The organism is Haloarcula marismortui ATCC 43049 (genome assembly GCF_000011085.1).
Classification (GTDB): Archaea; Halobacteriota; Halobacteria; order Halobacteriales; family Haloarculaceae; genus Haloarcula; species Haloarcula marismortui.
The window spans coordinates 2,725,712-2,739,613 of record NC_006396.1 but is presented as its reverse complement, the minus strand read 5'-3'; the positions used below and the strand labels follow the sequence as shown (position 1 = coordinate 2,739,613).

Below are 13,902 nucleotides of genomic sequence, written 5' to 3'. Positions count from 1 at the left end.
GTTAGCCACCGACCTCGCCTGCCACGTCACTCATGGCCGGTCCGGGGCTGGCGTCGCTCCCGCTGGCGAGGAACTCCTGAACCGCTTCGACGATCGCCGTCACGAAGTCAGGGACCTGATCCGGAAGGCCGCCGGGCGGGCCGACGGCGTTCGTCGTGTCGTCCCCATCGGCTGCCGGTACGGCCGCGGCCGCACCAGTGAGGAGTGTCAGTGCGAGCGCCAGCGTCCCGACCGTGCGCAGTAGGGTTCGTGTCATCGTCACGTGTTCGTTGCTCCCGGCACCTCATCAAGTAGCCAGACAGTAAGGTCGAATAGTCACTGATTTCAGTCGTTTTAGCCGATTAAACTCGTCCTAAACCGAGTGAAACCCTGTTATTATAACCGCATCAGTCCTACTCTGTGACATGAATGCTGTTACGACCAAGCCACAGTCGGAGCCGAATCGAGTTATCTGCCTCACGGAGCGGTCCCGATGAGCCTCCTCCGGCGGTTCGCGTTCGCGATCCGCGCCAAACTCAACGCGCTGCTCAATCGGACATCGGACCCGACAGCGGAGCTAGATTACTCCTACGAACAGATGCGGGACGAACTGCAGGACGTGACTCGCGGTATCGCCGACGTGACGACTCAGAAGAAACGGCTGGAGATACACCGAACCCGGTTGCGGTCGAACGTCGAGAAACACGACACACAGGCCCGGGCCGCCCTGCAGGAGGGTCGTGACGACCTCGCGCGCCGGGCACTGGAGAAAAAGCAGGTGAACGTCAGCCAGATAACGGAGCTGACGGGTCAGATAGACGATTTACAGGAGACACAGGACCGACTGGTCGGCAAGCGGGCCGAACTGAGCAGCCAGATAGAGCAGTTCCGGACGAAAAAAGAGACGATGAAAGCCCGCTATCAGGCCGCCGAAGCGTCGGCACGGGTCTCGGAGGCGTTTACCGGTGCTGGCGATACGATGGCCGACGTACACCGCTCCATCGAACGCGCCACGGAACGCACGGAACAGATGGAGGCACGCGCGGCCGCACTGGAGGAACTCGAAGCCAGCGGCCAGCTTGAATCCGTACTCGACGAGGGCGATTCAATCGACCAGGAACTCGACCGCCTCTCCGGCGAGCGGGCCGTCGAGAACGAACTGGCGACGCTGCGGGCTGAGATGGACAACGGCAAAGCCGTCGAAGAAGCCACAGAGTAGCTCGGGGAGACGCCAAAACCGAACCGAAACGTTACTCGTGGTGAGTCGGAGCGGCCGCCTCGATAGCCTCGCAGGCCAGCGCCTCGAAGTCGGCCTGGTCGGGAACGACATCGACCGAGATGCCGGCGTCCTCGGCCGTCTCTCGCGTCGGCTGGCCGATTGCGGCGACAGTTGCCTCGTTCAGTCCGTCGATGACAGCCTCGCGGAGACCGAGGTCCGCAGCCGCATCGAGGAAGTGTTCGACCGTGAGCGATGACGTGAACAGCGCCGCGTCGAGGTCCCCGCTTGCGGCCAGCTCCGCGGACTCGCCCGAGCCTTCCGGACGGACCAGCCGGTACAGCACGGTTTCGTGGACGTATGCACCAGCGGCCTCCAGTCCGTCAGTTAGCACCGCGGAGCCGTGGTCCGACCGGGCGACTTCGACCCTTGCGCCGGCCACCGCTCCGGACAGCGTTTCGACGAGTCCCGTCGAAGAGTACTCGGCGGGGATGATGTCGACGCCGTAGCCGGCCTCGTGGAGCGCCTCGGCGGTCGAATCGCCAATAGCACATACCGTCGCCTCGCCGGCGTCCCAGCCGGCTTCGGCGGCGAGTTCGACGCCGGTCTTGCTCGTCAGGACGACGTAGTCGGCGTCAGAACGGGGCGTGACTTGCCTGCCGGTGGCCTCGGCATCGTCGGCCGTCGCCGGTTCGATCGCAAGCATCGGGTCCGGAACCGGGTCAGCGCCGAGGGATTCGATGAGTTCGACTGCATCGTCTAAGCGGTCATCGTCAGGCCGGAAAGCGGCTACGCGCAGACGTGGTTCCTCGCGCATCAGTACCCCTCCAGGAACTCCAGCACCCGCTCGCGCTCGCCGGCAACCTCGCCAATGACAGTGATTGCGGGCGGTTCGATGCCGGCCTCGTCACGAACGGAGACGATGGTGTCAAGCGTCCCGGTGGCGACCTGCTGGTCCGGCCATGTCGCGCGTTCGACGAGCGCGACCGGCGTATCGGGGTCCATCCCCGCGTCACGCAGGGCGTCGGTGTACTGCGGGAGCTTGCCAACGCCCATCAGGACGACGAGCGTGCCGCCCGTCGCGGCCAGCGCGTCCCAGTCGACGGCCGATTCGTCCTTCGTCGGGTCCTCGTGGCCGGTGACAAAGGAGACTGAAGACGTGTAATCGCGGTGCGTGACCGGAATCCCGGCGGCTTCGGGACCGGCTATCGCGCTCGTGATACCCGGGACAATCTCGACCGGAATCCCGTTTTCCGCGAGATGGGCCAGTTCTTCGCCGCCGCGGCCAAACACCATCGAGTCGCCGCCTTTCAGTCGGACAACGGTGTTACCCTCCTCGGCGAGTTCGACCAGTCGGGCGTTAGTGTACTCCTGGGGCGTCCACTCGCCGCCGGCGCGTTTGCCCACGTCTTCGCGTTTCTCCTCGGGAATCATCCCGATGATTTCGGGGCCGGGGAGCTTGTCGTGCAACACCACGTCGGCCTCCTCCAGCAGGCGCTTTGCCTTGACCGTCAGCAGGTCTGGGTCGCCGGGACCGGAGCCGACCAGATACACCTTGCCGGGTGCAGCGTCCGTCATTCCTCGTCTTCCTCCCGCGCCGTCGAAGCGTCGTCGTCTGCCTCCGTCGAGTCCCGCTTGGCCTCGGCGATGAGGTCGTCAGCGCCCTGTTCGGCGAGTTCCGCTGCGAGGTCCTGTGCCGACTCAATGTGGTACTCGGCCGGGACGTCGCGGCCGACCGAGACTTCCTCGGTGCCATCCTGTGAGAGGACGCGCACCCGCGTGTGGACGACACCTCCTTCCAGCTGGGCGTGGACGCCGATTGGCGCGACACAGCCACCGCCGAGTTCTTCGAGAATCGTCCGCTCGACGGTCGTCTCGATACGCGTCTGGGGGTCGTCCAGCCGGTCTTTGATGTCCAGCGCGAGGTCGCCGTCGACAGCGGTCACCGCTAGTGCGCCCTGTCCCGGAGCCGGCACAAACTGGTCGGGGTCAAGGTCGGACATCCCGACGTAGCGCGTGAGACCGGCCCGGTGAAGGCCTGCCTTCGCCAGCACGATGGCGTCGTACTCGACGTCCGGGTCCCGCTCCATCGCCCGCCGTTCGAATTCGGTGAGGTCGTCGAACCACTCCTCGACCGTGCGGTCGTAGGGGTGTTCTTCTTCTTCGTCAGTGTCGGGGTCAGCGTCGTCCCCGTCGCCGGCGTCGCCCTCGTGTTCCTGTTCGGCCTCGTGGCGCTCCTGATGTTCCTGCTGGAGCGACGGGGCCAACAGCTTCGCGAGACGCGTGTCGACGTTGCCCCGAAGCGGTTCCACGGTGAGGTCGTCGCGTTCGGCGAGCAACTGCGCCTTGCGTCGCAGGCTCGACGTCCCGACGGTCGCGCCCTCGGGCAGTTCTTCGAGCGAGCGGCCGTCAGGCGTCACCAGCACGTCCTCGGCGGCGGCCCGCTCGGGGACCGCCGCGACAACGAGGCGCTCGGGCCGTTCAGTCGGCATGTCCTTCATCGAGTGAACCGCCGCGTCGAGTTCGCCGTCGAGAACCTTTTCGTCGAGGCTACGCACGAACGCGCCAGTTTTCCCCAGTCGATGAATGAGTTCGTCCCGTATCTGGTCGCCCGTCGTCTCCACCTCGACGAGTTCGACTGCCAGTCGGCGACTGCTCAGCGAATCCCGAACCGTCGCCGCCTGCCGCAACGCGAGGTCAGAGCCCCGCGTCGCCAGTTGCAGTGTCTCCCCGCGTGTTGTCATACCCGACACTCCTCGGTCAGCGCGTAAAAACGCACTTCTTCGCCGATTCGATGTCGCTACGCAGTCATCTCAGCGGACACAGTTCCGAGCACGCACTGTGAAACGAATCCCCCAACAAATGCCGTCACGCCGCCGGCGACGAGGGCAAAGTCGGTCAGTCTGTTGAGCATGTTGACGGGACCGACGCTGATTGTGAGGACGACGTACGCGTGCAGGAGTACGTACATGGCTGGCAGAAAGACCGCCGTACAGAGCACGCCGGCAGCCGTCGCGCGTCGAATGACCGGCGGGGCATGGCTAACGACCGGGAGGGAACTGGCCAGGGCCATCGAGTACGGCTTTGTAGAGGATACACGTAGTTCTGTGGTGCAGTCTGCGAGTCCCAGCCGCGTTACCACGGCTCGTTTTTCAGGCCGAGCAGGTAGGCGATACCGTTGGTCACGACGTGTAGCACCGGCGTTGCAACGACGACCACGACCAGCACCGGGAGCGTAAACGTCTCGGTGAACCACGACGGCGCGGCCACGAACGCACAGAGCAACGCTCCGACGACGAAATCCAACTGGTCCAGCCCGGGGAACGCCGCCCCGCGCTCGCGGCCAGTCCGGCGTTTGAGGAAGGACGCACCGATATCTCCAAGCATCGCGCCGAACGCGAGTCCGAGTCCCGCGCGGAGCGAAAACGTCGGGAGGTCGGTCCCCAGTGCGGCACTCACGCTGGGCGTGACCTGCGTGAGTCCGAGCGCAAGCGCTGTTCCGGCGGCGGTGCCGATCAGCGTCCCGCGCCAGGTCTTGCCGTCGCCCAGCACTCGCCGCCCGCCCCACGTTCGGCCACCGTCTATCGGTCTGCCGCCACCGGCGAGCACCGCGGCGTTGTTCGGGATGTACGCCGGCAACATCGCCCACAGCGCCCAGACGACCGTGTCGACCGTCTCCATATCCCCGCCGTCTGCCCCCGTCGTCTTAACCTGTGTGACTCGCTGCGATGGGGTTGGCGAGAGTGGCCACAGACTCTGGGACTTACGCGGGCACGCCGACACCCGTTGCTGGTCACGAGTCTAAAAAAAGATCGAGAACTGGCCTCAGAACGGCGCTTCGGGGCCTTCGTCATCGTCGCCGCCAACGTCGCCGCCGCGGGACTCGCCGGGGAAGGACGGACTCATGCCGCCGCTGCCGCCGGACATCCCTTCCTGCTGTTCCATCCCAGTTCGGGCGGTGACCTCGTTGATCTCCGGGATCTCCTTGGTCATACGCGTCTTGATGGCCTGAATGGTCATCGGCGAGATGCCACAGCCGGAACAGGCGCCGCCGAGGCGGATCGTGACGCTGCCTTCCTCGCGGTCGATTTCCTCGATGGCCGCGCTTCCGCCGTGCATCTGGATCTGGGGGAAGTTGCGGCGCAGGAAGTTCGTGATTCGCTCGCGCAGGTCGTTGGCGTCCTCTGTCTCAGTGCTCATAGTGAATTGTATTCCGTCCCGGGAGGGCTTAGACCTTTGGACTAACATCTATATCACGGGGGCGAAACCGCGGCCCGCGGGCACCTATCCGTAGTTACCCTGAACATACCTGAACCTTCTACGAGCGGGGCGAGTAGCCCGTCGTATGACACCCCCCGCTGACGAAACGCGGCTGTTCGAGTGTGTGACCTGTGGCGGCGTCGGCATCGGCGACAATCGGCCGACGTGCTGCGGCGAGCCGATGGCGGCGACTGAGACAGGAGACACGGCGGTTAGCGAGCCGTCACTGGAAACCCTGCTCAAGACGGTTTTCGATATGTCCGGGACCGAGCTGGACATCTGTCTCTGCGTGATGGAAGGCGGTGAGTTGACTGTGGCGGCACTGGCCGAACAGATCGGCTACGACCGGAGCGTCGTCGCACGCCATCTCAACCATCTCGCGGCGTTCGGCGTCGTCGAGAAGCGCCGGCGAATCAGGCCGGAGGGTGGACACGTGTACGTCTACACGCCGCAGCCGCCGGAAGTAGTGCGTGAGCGGCTCCGCGAGGAGTTCCTGTCGTGGGTTCGGCTGGCGACCGCACAGCTGGACGACCTGCAGCGCGAGAAAGTCGAGGCGATAGCCGATGCCAAAACTGACGAGCGGCAGTGGACCGTGTTTCAGGAGCAGTAGCGATGAGCCAATCGCCTCAGATGCGGTCGGCAGTCACAGCGTAGACGACCGCGAGGACAGCCCCGTAGACGACGTGCCACAGCAGCGACGGCGGCGCGAAGTTCGGGAACGGCGGCGAGGCCGGCGAGCCGACCGCGCCGAGCCAGACTGGCATCAGAAGCGCGGCGAAGAGCACCCATGTGGCGACGCCCCAGCCGACGCCGAGTCCAAGCAGTTTGCCGGACGATTCCAGACTGAGGACCCTCGCTAGCCCGGCAAACATTACGCCCATCACAGCGCCGTGCGAGAGGTGGACGACGAGCCCAGCCGCCGGGCTCGGCGGCGGTGCGAGCCCGTACAGGGACGGGATTGCGACGGCGAGCGTCGCTGTGTTCATCACGAGAATCAATGCGCCCATGACGGCGCTGCCGGCGATACCGCCGAGAACACCGGCTTTCCAGTTGCCGGTACTGACATCGTACGTCTGTGTCGTTTCTGTTGTCGTTGACATGCATACGAACAGTCATGCCGTCTAGCAAAAGAGCCGGCGTGGCTGTTCGGCATCGGGCCACGTCCCCGCAAGAACTATACACCGGCTCTCGCCGGCATGGGCAGGCAGGCAACCAAGTTTCAAGCCGGGGCCGGACGGACAGGTGGTATGGCAGACTCCGACACAGTGATGGCTCGGTTCGATACCCCGGACATCGACGACCTCCCCGAGGACCTGCAGGAGCGTATCGCAGAGGAAACCGACCGCGCCGGCTTCACGCCGAATATCTTCCCGGCGATGGCGTATCGCCCCTCGCATTTCCGGGCGTTCTTCGCGTACCACGACGCCTTAGTCGAGGAGACGGCGCTCGAACGAGAAGAGGTCGAGATGATTATCGTCGCCGTCAGCGGCGTCAACGACTGCCTCTACTGCATCGTCGCCCACGGCGCGCTCCTGCGTATCTACGCTGACGCGCCCAAGCTCGCCGAGCAGGTCGCCGCGAACCATCGGACGGCCGAGATTAACGAGACGCACAAGGCGATGCTTGATTTTGCCGTCAAACTGACAGAATCGCCAGCCCGTATCGAGGACGAAGACCTCGAACGGCTGGAGGAACACGGCTACAGCCGCCGCGCCATCTGGGACATCGGCAGCGTTGCGGCCTTCTTCAACCTCTCGAACCGCCTCGCACAGCTCGCCGACATCCGCCCGAACGACGAGTTCTACAATCTGGGCCGCTGATGCGGCCAGCGTGCTGACCGCCCGCTCTCACGTCGCCTCGGCCGGCCGCACCGTGTCAGCGCCACACTCCGGACAGCTCAGGTCTTCGACCGTCGCCGCGCGCTGTGCGAACTCGGTCCCGCAGTCATCACAGCGGAACCTGTAGTGTTGTTCTCCGGAGCTAAACAGCTCCGATACCGTGTCAAGCACACCCATACTAATACACTCAACGTCGAACCCCCAAAATCTTCCGGCTGAAGTACATTTCCGGCATGGTTTGATACATATAGCATACATCACAGCGCGTATCTATACACCTAGTAGTTCTGGTCTTGCCTATCAGGGTCATCCACAGGTGTATGAACAAAACACTCTATCTGATGCAGAAGGACAGCGAAACCCGAATCGAAGTTGACGACGATGGCTACGACCGGATCATGGAGAACGGCAATGTTGTCGGTCACCATATGAGCAACCCTATCGTCAAGCTGACGTAAGTTCGACACAGTCCCGAAGCATCGCTGCTGACTCACAACATCCGGGAGTTTTTGCCGCTGGCTCTTGAAGCCGACAGCAATGAGTGACGCCGACGGCGGTCCGAAGCAGGTCTCGGACCCGGCCTACCACAGCGAGAACCACACGGCCGCCCAGACCTGCGGCTGGACGAAAAACGCCCTTCGCGGCGAAGGGAAGTGTTACAAGTACATTTTCTACGGTATCGAGTCCCACCGATGCATCCAGATGACGCCGGTCGTGAAATGCAACGAGCGGTGCGTGTTCTGCTGGCGGGACCACGCCGGCCACGCCTACGAACTCGGCGACGTGGAGTGGGACGACCCCGCGGCAGTCGCCGACGCGTCCGTGGAACTCCAGCGGAAACTCCTCTCCGGCTTCGGCGGCAACGACGAAGTCCCGCGTGAAGTGTTCGACCAGGCGATGGAGCCGCGCCACGTCGCCATCTCGCTGGACGGCGAACCGACCCTTTACCCCCACCTGCCGGAACTCATCGAGGAGTTCCATGATCGGGACATCACCACGTTCCTCGTCTCTAACGGGACCAACACAGAGATGCTGGAGCGGTGTGACCCGACCCAGTTGTACGTCTCCGTCGACGCCGCAGACCGACAGACGTTCGACTCGACGGTGCAGGCGATGGAAGACGACGCCTGGGACTCGCTCATCGACACGCTGGACGTGCTGGCCGAGAAAGACGACACCCGCACCGTCATCCGGACGACGCTGGTCAAGGGCCACAACATGCACCATCCCGAGTGGTACGCGGCGATGTGTGACCGGGCTGACGCGGACTTCGTCGAGATGAAGGCGTATATGCACGTCGGCCACTCGCGGGGCCGCCTCGACCGCGACTCGATGCCCGACCACAGCGAGGTCCGGGAGTTCACACGAGAGATGGGCGAGTACCTCCCCGACCACGACGTGCTGAAGGAGGTCGAAGACTCCCGCGTGACGATGCTCGCCGAGGATGAGAACACGTGGGTCCCGAAACTGGAGAAGTCGAGCGAGTTCTGGGAGCGGGACGCGCTCGTGGAGTATTGAGGCGACGGACCGGAACCTATCACAGCAGTGTGATGTGGCTGAACATGTTAGGCAGCGGGTTAAATTGTATCCAGCACAAACAGTAAAACGCGCTTTCAGGACCAACCCTGTCTCAGTTTCTCTCCGTTCCAAAAGTGGAATGCATTCCACCTTCGGTATGCTTATCCGGCGGGAATCCCTACTGCAGCGCATGGCTGAATCAACGGGACAGGGCGTCGGTCGGGACGAGCTGGCGACGCTGAAACTGCTCGCCCTCGACGGTGCGCTCGATGAGTCGACGAAAGTGTCCTGTGCCGATCTCGCCGAACGGCTGGACGCCTCGAACCAGACCGCCTCGCGGCGGCTCCAGCGGCTCGAAGACGCCGGACTGCTGGCCCGGGACATCGTCAGCGACGGGCAGGAGGTGGAGCTGACTGGCGACGGTGAGCGCCGCCTCCAGTCCGAATACGCTGACTACCGACGGATCTTCGAATCCGACGCCAGCGTCGACCTGACCGGGGTCGTTACCTCGGGGATGGGCGAGGGTCGCCACTACATCACGCTCCCGGGCTACATGGAACAGTTCATCGAACGGCTTGGGTACGAGCCTTTTGCAGGCACTCTCAATCTCGAACTCACGGCCGAGAGTGTTCGCAAGCGAGCGCGGATGAGCGCCATCGAGCCCGTCACCATCGAGGGCTGGGAGGACGACGAGCGGACGTACGGTCCCGCGTACTGCTACCCCGCCTCGATAGAAGGGAGCGACAGCGAGTACGAGCCGGCCCACGTCATCGCCCCCGAGCGGACCCACCACGGCGAGGAGCAACTCGAAGTAATCGCGCCCGAGAAGCTCCGCGAGGTACTGGAACTGGCCGACGGTGACGAGGTGATCGTGCATGTCTCGGAGTGAGGAAACCGCCGTTGACGCCGACAGCGTGGCCGACGCCGTCGCCGCCTTCGCCCGCGGCGAGCCGGTGCTGATCCACGACGCCGCCGACCGCGAAGGTGAGACCGACCTCGTCTACCCGGCCGGGGCCGTCAGCCCCGATGCCGTCGCCCGGATGCGCAACGACGCCGGGGGCCTCGTTTGCGTCGCGCTCTCGGACCGCGTTGCCGAGGCGCTAGAGCTCCCCTTCATGCAGGAGGTCCTCAGCCACCCGACGGCGGCCGACCACGACCTCGCCTACGACGAGCGCTCCTCGTTCTCGCTGACGGTGAATCACCGCGATACCTTTACCGGCATCACCGACGACGACCGCTCGCTGACGATTCAGGAACTGGCCGCCGTCGCGGCGGACCCAGACCCGGACGCGTTCAGCGATGCCTTCCGGTCACCGGGCCACGTTCACCTTCTCCGGGCGGCCCCGGACGGCCTCGCTGACCGCGAAGGCCATACCGAACTTGCGCTCGCGCTCGCGGCCGCAGCCGACCAGCCCGAAGCCGCTGTCGTCTGTGAGATGCTGGACGATGAGACGGGAGCAGCGCTCCCCCCGGCAGCGGCACGGGCCTACGCCGAGCGCGAGGGCCTCGTGTACGTCGAAGGTGCCAGCCTGCTAGAGCGGTTCGACTGATACTGGTGGCTGTAGCTGAGACAGAGTAGTCGCCACTCCGTGCCGCAGAATTATTGAGAGAGCAACGTCCGACAGTGTGGGAAGAAGACAGCCAGTGTTTATTTCCAGCAATCACGGGACTGGACCAGTTTGCGAGTCAGAGGGGAGTATCCGCCGCCGCTGCAAGTTGTCTGAGACCGCTGGCGACGAGGTACAGCGTCGCTCCAGTGAACAAAGCGATACCCACGGCCCGAGAGAGCCCGGGCACCGGTGATTCGACGACACCGGAGAGATTTCGCGTGATGACCTCGGTCTGAATCAGGAGCAGGCCCAGCGGAAGCAACAGGACAGCGACGCTGCGGTGGAGCGACCGCTTCAGGAAGGACATGTGCGGTGCGGACGGCCAGATTCCACTAAAGCGTTTGTGCTCGCCGGGGCAGTGCTCCGTACTGGCCGTACGAGACAACGCGACCCTGACCCGCGGGGGTATCGTCAACACTCTTAACCACGGGAATCAATGGGGTAGATATGACACACGACGAGACAGCAGGAGGCACCACCCGCGGGCACCGCGACTGTCAGCTCACCGGAGGGGTCGTGCGATGAGCGACCGCCCGGAGATGTTCGAGGGGACCGACCGGATCTGGATGGACGGCGAGTTCGTCGACTTCGAAGACGCACAGACGCACGTTCTCACACACGCGCTGCACTACGGGACCGGCGTTTTCGAGGGCGTTCGCTGTTACGACACTGAACAAGGACCGGCCATCTTCCGCTGGGAGGAACATCTGGACCGCCTGTACAAGTCCGCGAAACCCTACGACCTCGACATCGAGTTCAGCAAAGACGAACTCACCGAGGCGACGACGGAACTCATCGAGACGGAAGGGTTCGAGTCGTGTTACATCCGCCCCATCGTCTACTACGGCTTCGACTCGCTCGGCGTGAGCCCGAAAGACTGCCCGACGAAGACCACTATCGCAGCGTGGCCGTGGGGCGCGTATCTGGGCGAGGAAGCGCTGGAAGAGGGCGTCGACGTGATGGTGTCGTCCTGGCGTAAGCACGCCTCCAGCCAGATTCCGACCAACATCAAGACCACGGGGCTGTACGTCAACAGCATGCTCGCCGGCGAGGAGGCCCGCCGGAACGGCTACACCGAGGCCATCGTCCTGAACAAGGAGGGCAACGTCGCCGAGGGGCCGGGCGAGAACATCTTCATGGTCCGGGACGGCGAAATCTACACGCCCGGGCTAGCCGAGAGCATCCTCGAAGGCATCACCCGCAACACCGCGATCACGCTCGCCGAAGAGATGGGCTACACCGTCCACGAGGAAGCGACTATCTCTCGCGGTGAGCTGTACACCGCCGACGAACTGTTCTTTACCGGTACCGCGGCTGAGGTCACGCCCATTCGGAGCGTCGACGACAACGAGATCGGCGAGGGGACGAAGGGGCCAGTCACTGACGAGCTTCAGTCGGCCTTCTTCGACGTGATCGAGAGCGGCGACCGCGAAGAGTGGTTCCACTACGTCTGAGAGCGCACTGAGCGGCGCTATTAGTCGTCCGCGAGGTCGTCCTCGTCGGCGACCGGAATCGGCGTCGCGTTACTACGGTCCGTGTCGCCGAATCCGGCGCTAAGGATGCGCGTCAGCGCTTCTTCGACGCGTTCATCGATTTCCTCGTAGCGGTGCGGTTCGACCTCGACGACGTAGCCGGTCGTGATGTTCGGCGCCGTCGGCAGGAAGAGTACCTCACGGCCGTCGTCGGTGGTCTGTCCCGTTTTGAACGCCGTCATCCGCATCCCGTCCCACACTTCGAGTTTCACCGGCGCCTGAAGGTCTTCGGTTCCCCCGACAGCCGTTTCGACCGCCATCTTCGAGGCGTTGTACACCACCCGGAGGCCCGGCACGTGGTTCATCGCGTCGTCGATTGCGCGTTCGACGATATCGCCGAAGGCTGTCCGCATCAGATAGCCGATGGAGAACACGATGAGGATGAAGATAATCAGCGTCGTAAACACCCGGGCAAGTTCAACAGACGAGGTACCCGAGGGGAGTCCGAGCGCCGCTAGCAGTTCGCCGTCAATCGCCGGGATAACCGCCGCCGACGCAAGGATTGAGTAGAGATAGAGGATAACGTAAATCGTCACCAGAAGGGGCAACAGGATGATGAGGCCGCTCGCGAAATCGCGCTTCCACGACGTTGAGGAGGCCATACAGATACGTATCGGGCGCGGGATATGAGCCCTTTCCTTTGCTGTGTCCCATCACTGACACAGTCGCTGCCGAGGGAAAGGGGAGATTCCCGCCGGACTACCACTCGGCGACGCTGCCGTCGTCGTGTCGCCAGACGGGGTTGTGCCAGTCGACCTCTTGCTGGGACTGCTCCCGGAGGAACGCCTCGTCAATCTCGATTCCGAGGCCGGGGTCCGTGGGCACGGTGACGAACCCGTCCTCGTAGTCGAACACGGACGGGTCGGCGAGGTAGTCCAGCACGTCGGTCGTCTCGTTGTAGTGGATGTCGATGCTCTGTTCCTGAATGAGCGCGTTGGGCGAGCAGGCGTCGACCTGAACACACGACGCCAAGGCGACCGGGCCGAGCGGGCAGTGGGGGGCCATCGCCACGTCGTAGGCCTCGGCCATCGACGCGATCTTGTACACCTCGGTGATGCCGCCGGCGTGAGAGAGGTCCGGCTGTATCACGTCGACGGCCCCGTCCTCGAACACTTCCTTGTAGTCCCACCGCGAGTACATCCGTTCGCCGGTCGCAATCGGAATCTCGGTGTGGGCCGCAAGCGCCGGCAGCGCGTCGTTGTGTTCGGGCAACACCGGTTCCTCGATGAACATCGGCTCATAGGGCTCCAGCGCGGACGCGAGCCGCTTGCCCATCGGCTTCGTGACGCGACCGTGGAAGTCGACGCCGATGTCGACCTCGGGACCGACGGCCTCCCTGACCTCCCGGAGTCGCGTCGCGGCGGCCTCGACCGTGGCCGGGTTGTCGACGCGCTCGATTTCGGGCGTTGCGTTCATCTTCAGCGCCGTGAACCCGGCGTCGACCTGCTCCTGAGCGGCGCTGGCTACGTCGGAGGGCTCGTCGCCGCCGATCCACTGGTACACCCGAATCCGGTCCCGGGCCTGGCCGCCCAGAAGCTGGTGGACCGGCGCACCGAGTTGCTTCCCTTTGATATCCCACAGCGCCTGGTCGATGCCGGCGATGGCGGACATCAGGACCGGGCCGCCGCGGTAGAAGCCGCCGCGGTACATCGCCTGCCAGTGGTCCTGGATGTTCTCCGGGTTCTCTCCGATGAGATAGCTGTCGAGCAGTTCCTCGACGGCCGCACGCACGGTGTGTGCTCGACCCTCGACGACGGGTTCGCCCCAGCCGACGGTTCCATCGGCCGTCTCTAGCCGAAGGAAGAGCCAGCGCGGCGGGACCTCGAACAGTTCGTAGTCGACGGTGCGGTTCCCGGCCGCGTCGTCCGCTGTCATGCCAGTGGTCCCCTCGCTGTAGTACACGAAGCAGTCCCGCTGGGAGCACTACGCGGCGCGTCGAGCCGCGCTCC

20 protein-coding genes are annotated in these 13,902 nt (G+C 64.2%); 8 read left to right on the top strand and 12 right to left on the bottom strand.

The window, feature by feature from the left end; genetic code table 11:
- Position 1: 1 nt before the first annotated feature.
- The gene (locus RR_RS17715) at positions 2-256 is read right to left on the bottom strand and encodes a hypothetical protein (RefSeq protein WP_011224615.1); all 255 of its coding nucleotides are present in this window, start codon (positions 254-256) and stop codon (positions 2-4) included.
- 216 nt (positions 257-472) lie between these two features.
- Between RR_RS17715 and RR_RS17710 the strand changes: the two genes are divergently transcribed.
- Positions 473-1,198: a PspA/IM30 family protein gene (locus RR_RS17710; RefSeq protein ID WP_011224614.1), complete on the top strand. Its 726-nt coding sequence runs from the start codon at positions 473-475 to the stop codon at positions 1,196-1,198.
- A gap of 31 nt (positions 1,199-1,229) precedes the next feature.
- Here RR_RS17710 and RR_RS17705 read toward each other — a convergent pair whose 3' ends face one another.
- The 6 genes from RR_RS17705 to RR_RS17680 all read right to left on the bottom strand — a co-directional run bounded on the left by RR_RS17705 (position 1,230) and on the right by RR_RS17680 (position 5,395).
- A complete protein-coding gene (locus RR_RS17705; protein ID WP_011224613.1) occupies positions 1,230-2,012 on the bottom strand; it encodes a uroporphyrinogen-III synthase in 783 nt (260 codons plus the stop codon).
- A complete protein-coding gene (cobA, locus tag RR_RS17700; protein WP_011224612.1) occupies positions 2,012-2,773 on the bottom strand; it encodes a uroporphyrinogen-III C-methyltransferase in 762 nt (253 codons plus the stop codon). The genes RR_RS17705 and cobA overlap by 1 nt, the downstream gene beginning before the upstream one ends.
- Entirely contained in the window at positions 2,770-3,939 is a 1,170-nt protein-coding gene (gene hemC / locus RR_RS17695; RefSeq protein ID WP_011224611.1) for a hydroxymethylbilane synthase, read from the bottom strand. Before hemC ends, cobA begins: the two co-directional genes overlap by 4 nt.
- Positions 3,940-3,995: 56 nt before the next feature.
- Entirely contained in the window at positions 3,996-4,268 is a 273-nt protein-coding gene (locus tag RR_RS17690; RefSeq protein WP_011224610.1) for a hypothetical protein, read from the bottom strand.
- 62 nt (positions 4,269-4,330) lie between these two features.
- Entirely contained in the window at positions 4,331-4,876 is a 546-nt protein-coding gene (locus RR_RS17685; RefSeq protein ID WP_011224609.1) for a CDP-2,3-bis-(O-geranylgeranyl)-sn-glycerol synthase, read from the bottom strand.
- 144 nt (positions 4,877-5,020) lie between these two features.
- Positions 5,021-5,395, bottom strand: a complete 375-nt coding sequence (locus RR_RS17680) for a NifU family protein (RefSeq protein WP_004964731.1) — start codon at positions 5,393-5,395, stop codon at positions 5,021-5,023.
- Between the two features lie 145 nt (positions 5,396-5,540).
- On the opposite strand from RR_RS17680, the gene RR_RS17675 reads away from it, so the two are divergent.
- Entirely contained in the window at positions 5,541-6,065 is a 525-nt protein-coding gene (locus RR_RS17675) for a helix-turn-helix domain-containing protein (RefSeq protein WP_011224607.1), read from the top strand.
- 16 nt (positions 6,066-6,081) lie between these two features.
- On the opposite strand, the gene RR_RS17670 is transcribed toward RR_RS17675, so the two are convergent.
- On the bottom strand, positions 6,082-6,555 hold the full coding sequence (locus tag RR_RS17670; RefSeq protein WP_011224606.1) for a DUF6789 family protein: 474 nt from the start codon (positions 6,553-6,555) through the stop codon (positions 6,082-6,084).
- Between the two features lie 147 nt (positions 6,556-6,702).
- Between RR_RS17670 and RR_RS17665 the strand changes: the two genes are divergently transcribed.
- On the top strand, positions 6,703-7,275 hold the full coding sequence (locus RR_RS17665) for a peroxidase-related enzyme (RefSeq protein WP_007189648.1): 573 nt from the start codon (positions 6,703-6,705) through the stop codon (positions 7,273-7,275).
- A gap of 27 nt (positions 7,276-7,302) precedes the next feature.
- Here the strand turns inward: RR_RS17665 and RR_RS17660 are convergent, their stop codons facing one another.
- Entirely contained in the window at positions 7,303-7,470 is a 168-nt protein-coding gene (locus RR_RS17660) for an FmdB family zinc ribbon protein (protein WP_007189649.1), read from the bottom strand.
- Between the two features lie 143 nt (positions 7,471-7,613).
- Between RR_RS17660 and RR_RS22565 the strand changes: the two genes are divergently transcribed.
- The 4 genes from RR_RS22565 to ribB all read left to right on the top strand — a co-directional run bounded on the left by RR_RS22565 (position 7,614) and on the right by ribB (position 10,361).
- The gene (locus RR_RS22565) at positions 7,614-7,751 is read left to right on the top strand and encodes a hypothetical protein (protein ID WP_004964745.1); all 138 of its coding nucleotides are present in this window, start codon (positions 7,614-7,616) and stop codon (positions 7,749-7,751) included.
- A 79-nt stretch (positions 7,752-7,830) separates the two neighbouring features.
- Positions 7,831-8,811: a 4-demethylwyosine synthase TYW1 gene (gene twy1 / locus RR_RS17655; RefSeq protein ID WP_004964756.1), complete on the top strand. Its 981-nt coding sequence runs from the start codon at positions 7,831-7,833 to the stop codon at positions 8,809-8,811.
- Between the two features lie 190 nt (positions 8,812-9,001).
- On the top strand, positions 9,002-9,700 hold the full coding sequence (locus RR_RS17650; protein ID WP_049939083.1) for a DUF120 domain-containing protein: 699 nt from the start codon (positions 9,002-9,004) through the stop codon (positions 9,698-9,700).
- Entirely contained in the window at positions 9,687-10,361 is a 675-nt protein-coding gene (gene ribB / locus RR_RS17645) for a 3,4-dihydroxy-2-butanone-4-phosphate synthase (RefSeq protein WP_011224602.1), read from the top strand. The genes RR_RS17650 and ribB overlap by 14 nt, the downstream gene beginning before the upstream one ends.
- 136 nt (positions 10,362-10,497) lie before the next feature.
- On the opposite strand, the gene RR_RS17640 is transcribed toward ribB, so the two are convergent.
- Positions 10,498-10,728, bottom strand: coding sequence for a hypothetical protein (locus tag RR_RS17640; protein WP_011224601.1), 231 nt, complete (start codon positions 10,726-10,728; stop codon positions 10,498-10,500).
- 214 nt (positions 10,729-10,942) lie between these two features.
- Here RR_RS17640 and RR_RS17635 point away from each other — a divergent pair, with 214 nt between their 5' ends.
- Positions 10,943-11,875, top strand: a complete 933-nt coding sequence (locus tag RR_RS17635; RefSeq protein ID WP_004964767.1) for a branched-chain amino acid transaminase — start codon at positions 10,943-10,945, stop codon at positions 11,873-11,875.
- Positions 11,876-11,895: 20 nt separating this feature from the next.
- On the opposite strand, the gene RR_RS17630 is transcribed toward RR_RS17635, so the two are convergent.
- Together RR_RS17630 and dgoD are read right to left on the bottom strand one after the other, a co-directional pair.
- Positions 11,896-12,555, bottom strand: coding sequence for a DUF502 domain-containing protein (locus RR_RS17630; protein ID WP_007189652.1), 660 nt, complete (start codon positions 12,553-12,555; stop codon positions 11,896-11,898).
- Between the two features lie 97 nt (positions 12,556-12,652).
- Positions 12,653-13,828: a galactonate dehydratase gene (gene dgoD, locus RR_RS17625; RefSeq protein WP_011224599.1), complete on the bottom strand. Its 1,176-nt coding sequence runs from the start codon at positions 13,826-13,828 to the stop codon at positions 12,653-12,655.
- Between the last annotated feature and the right edge of the window lie 74 nt (positions 13,829-13,902).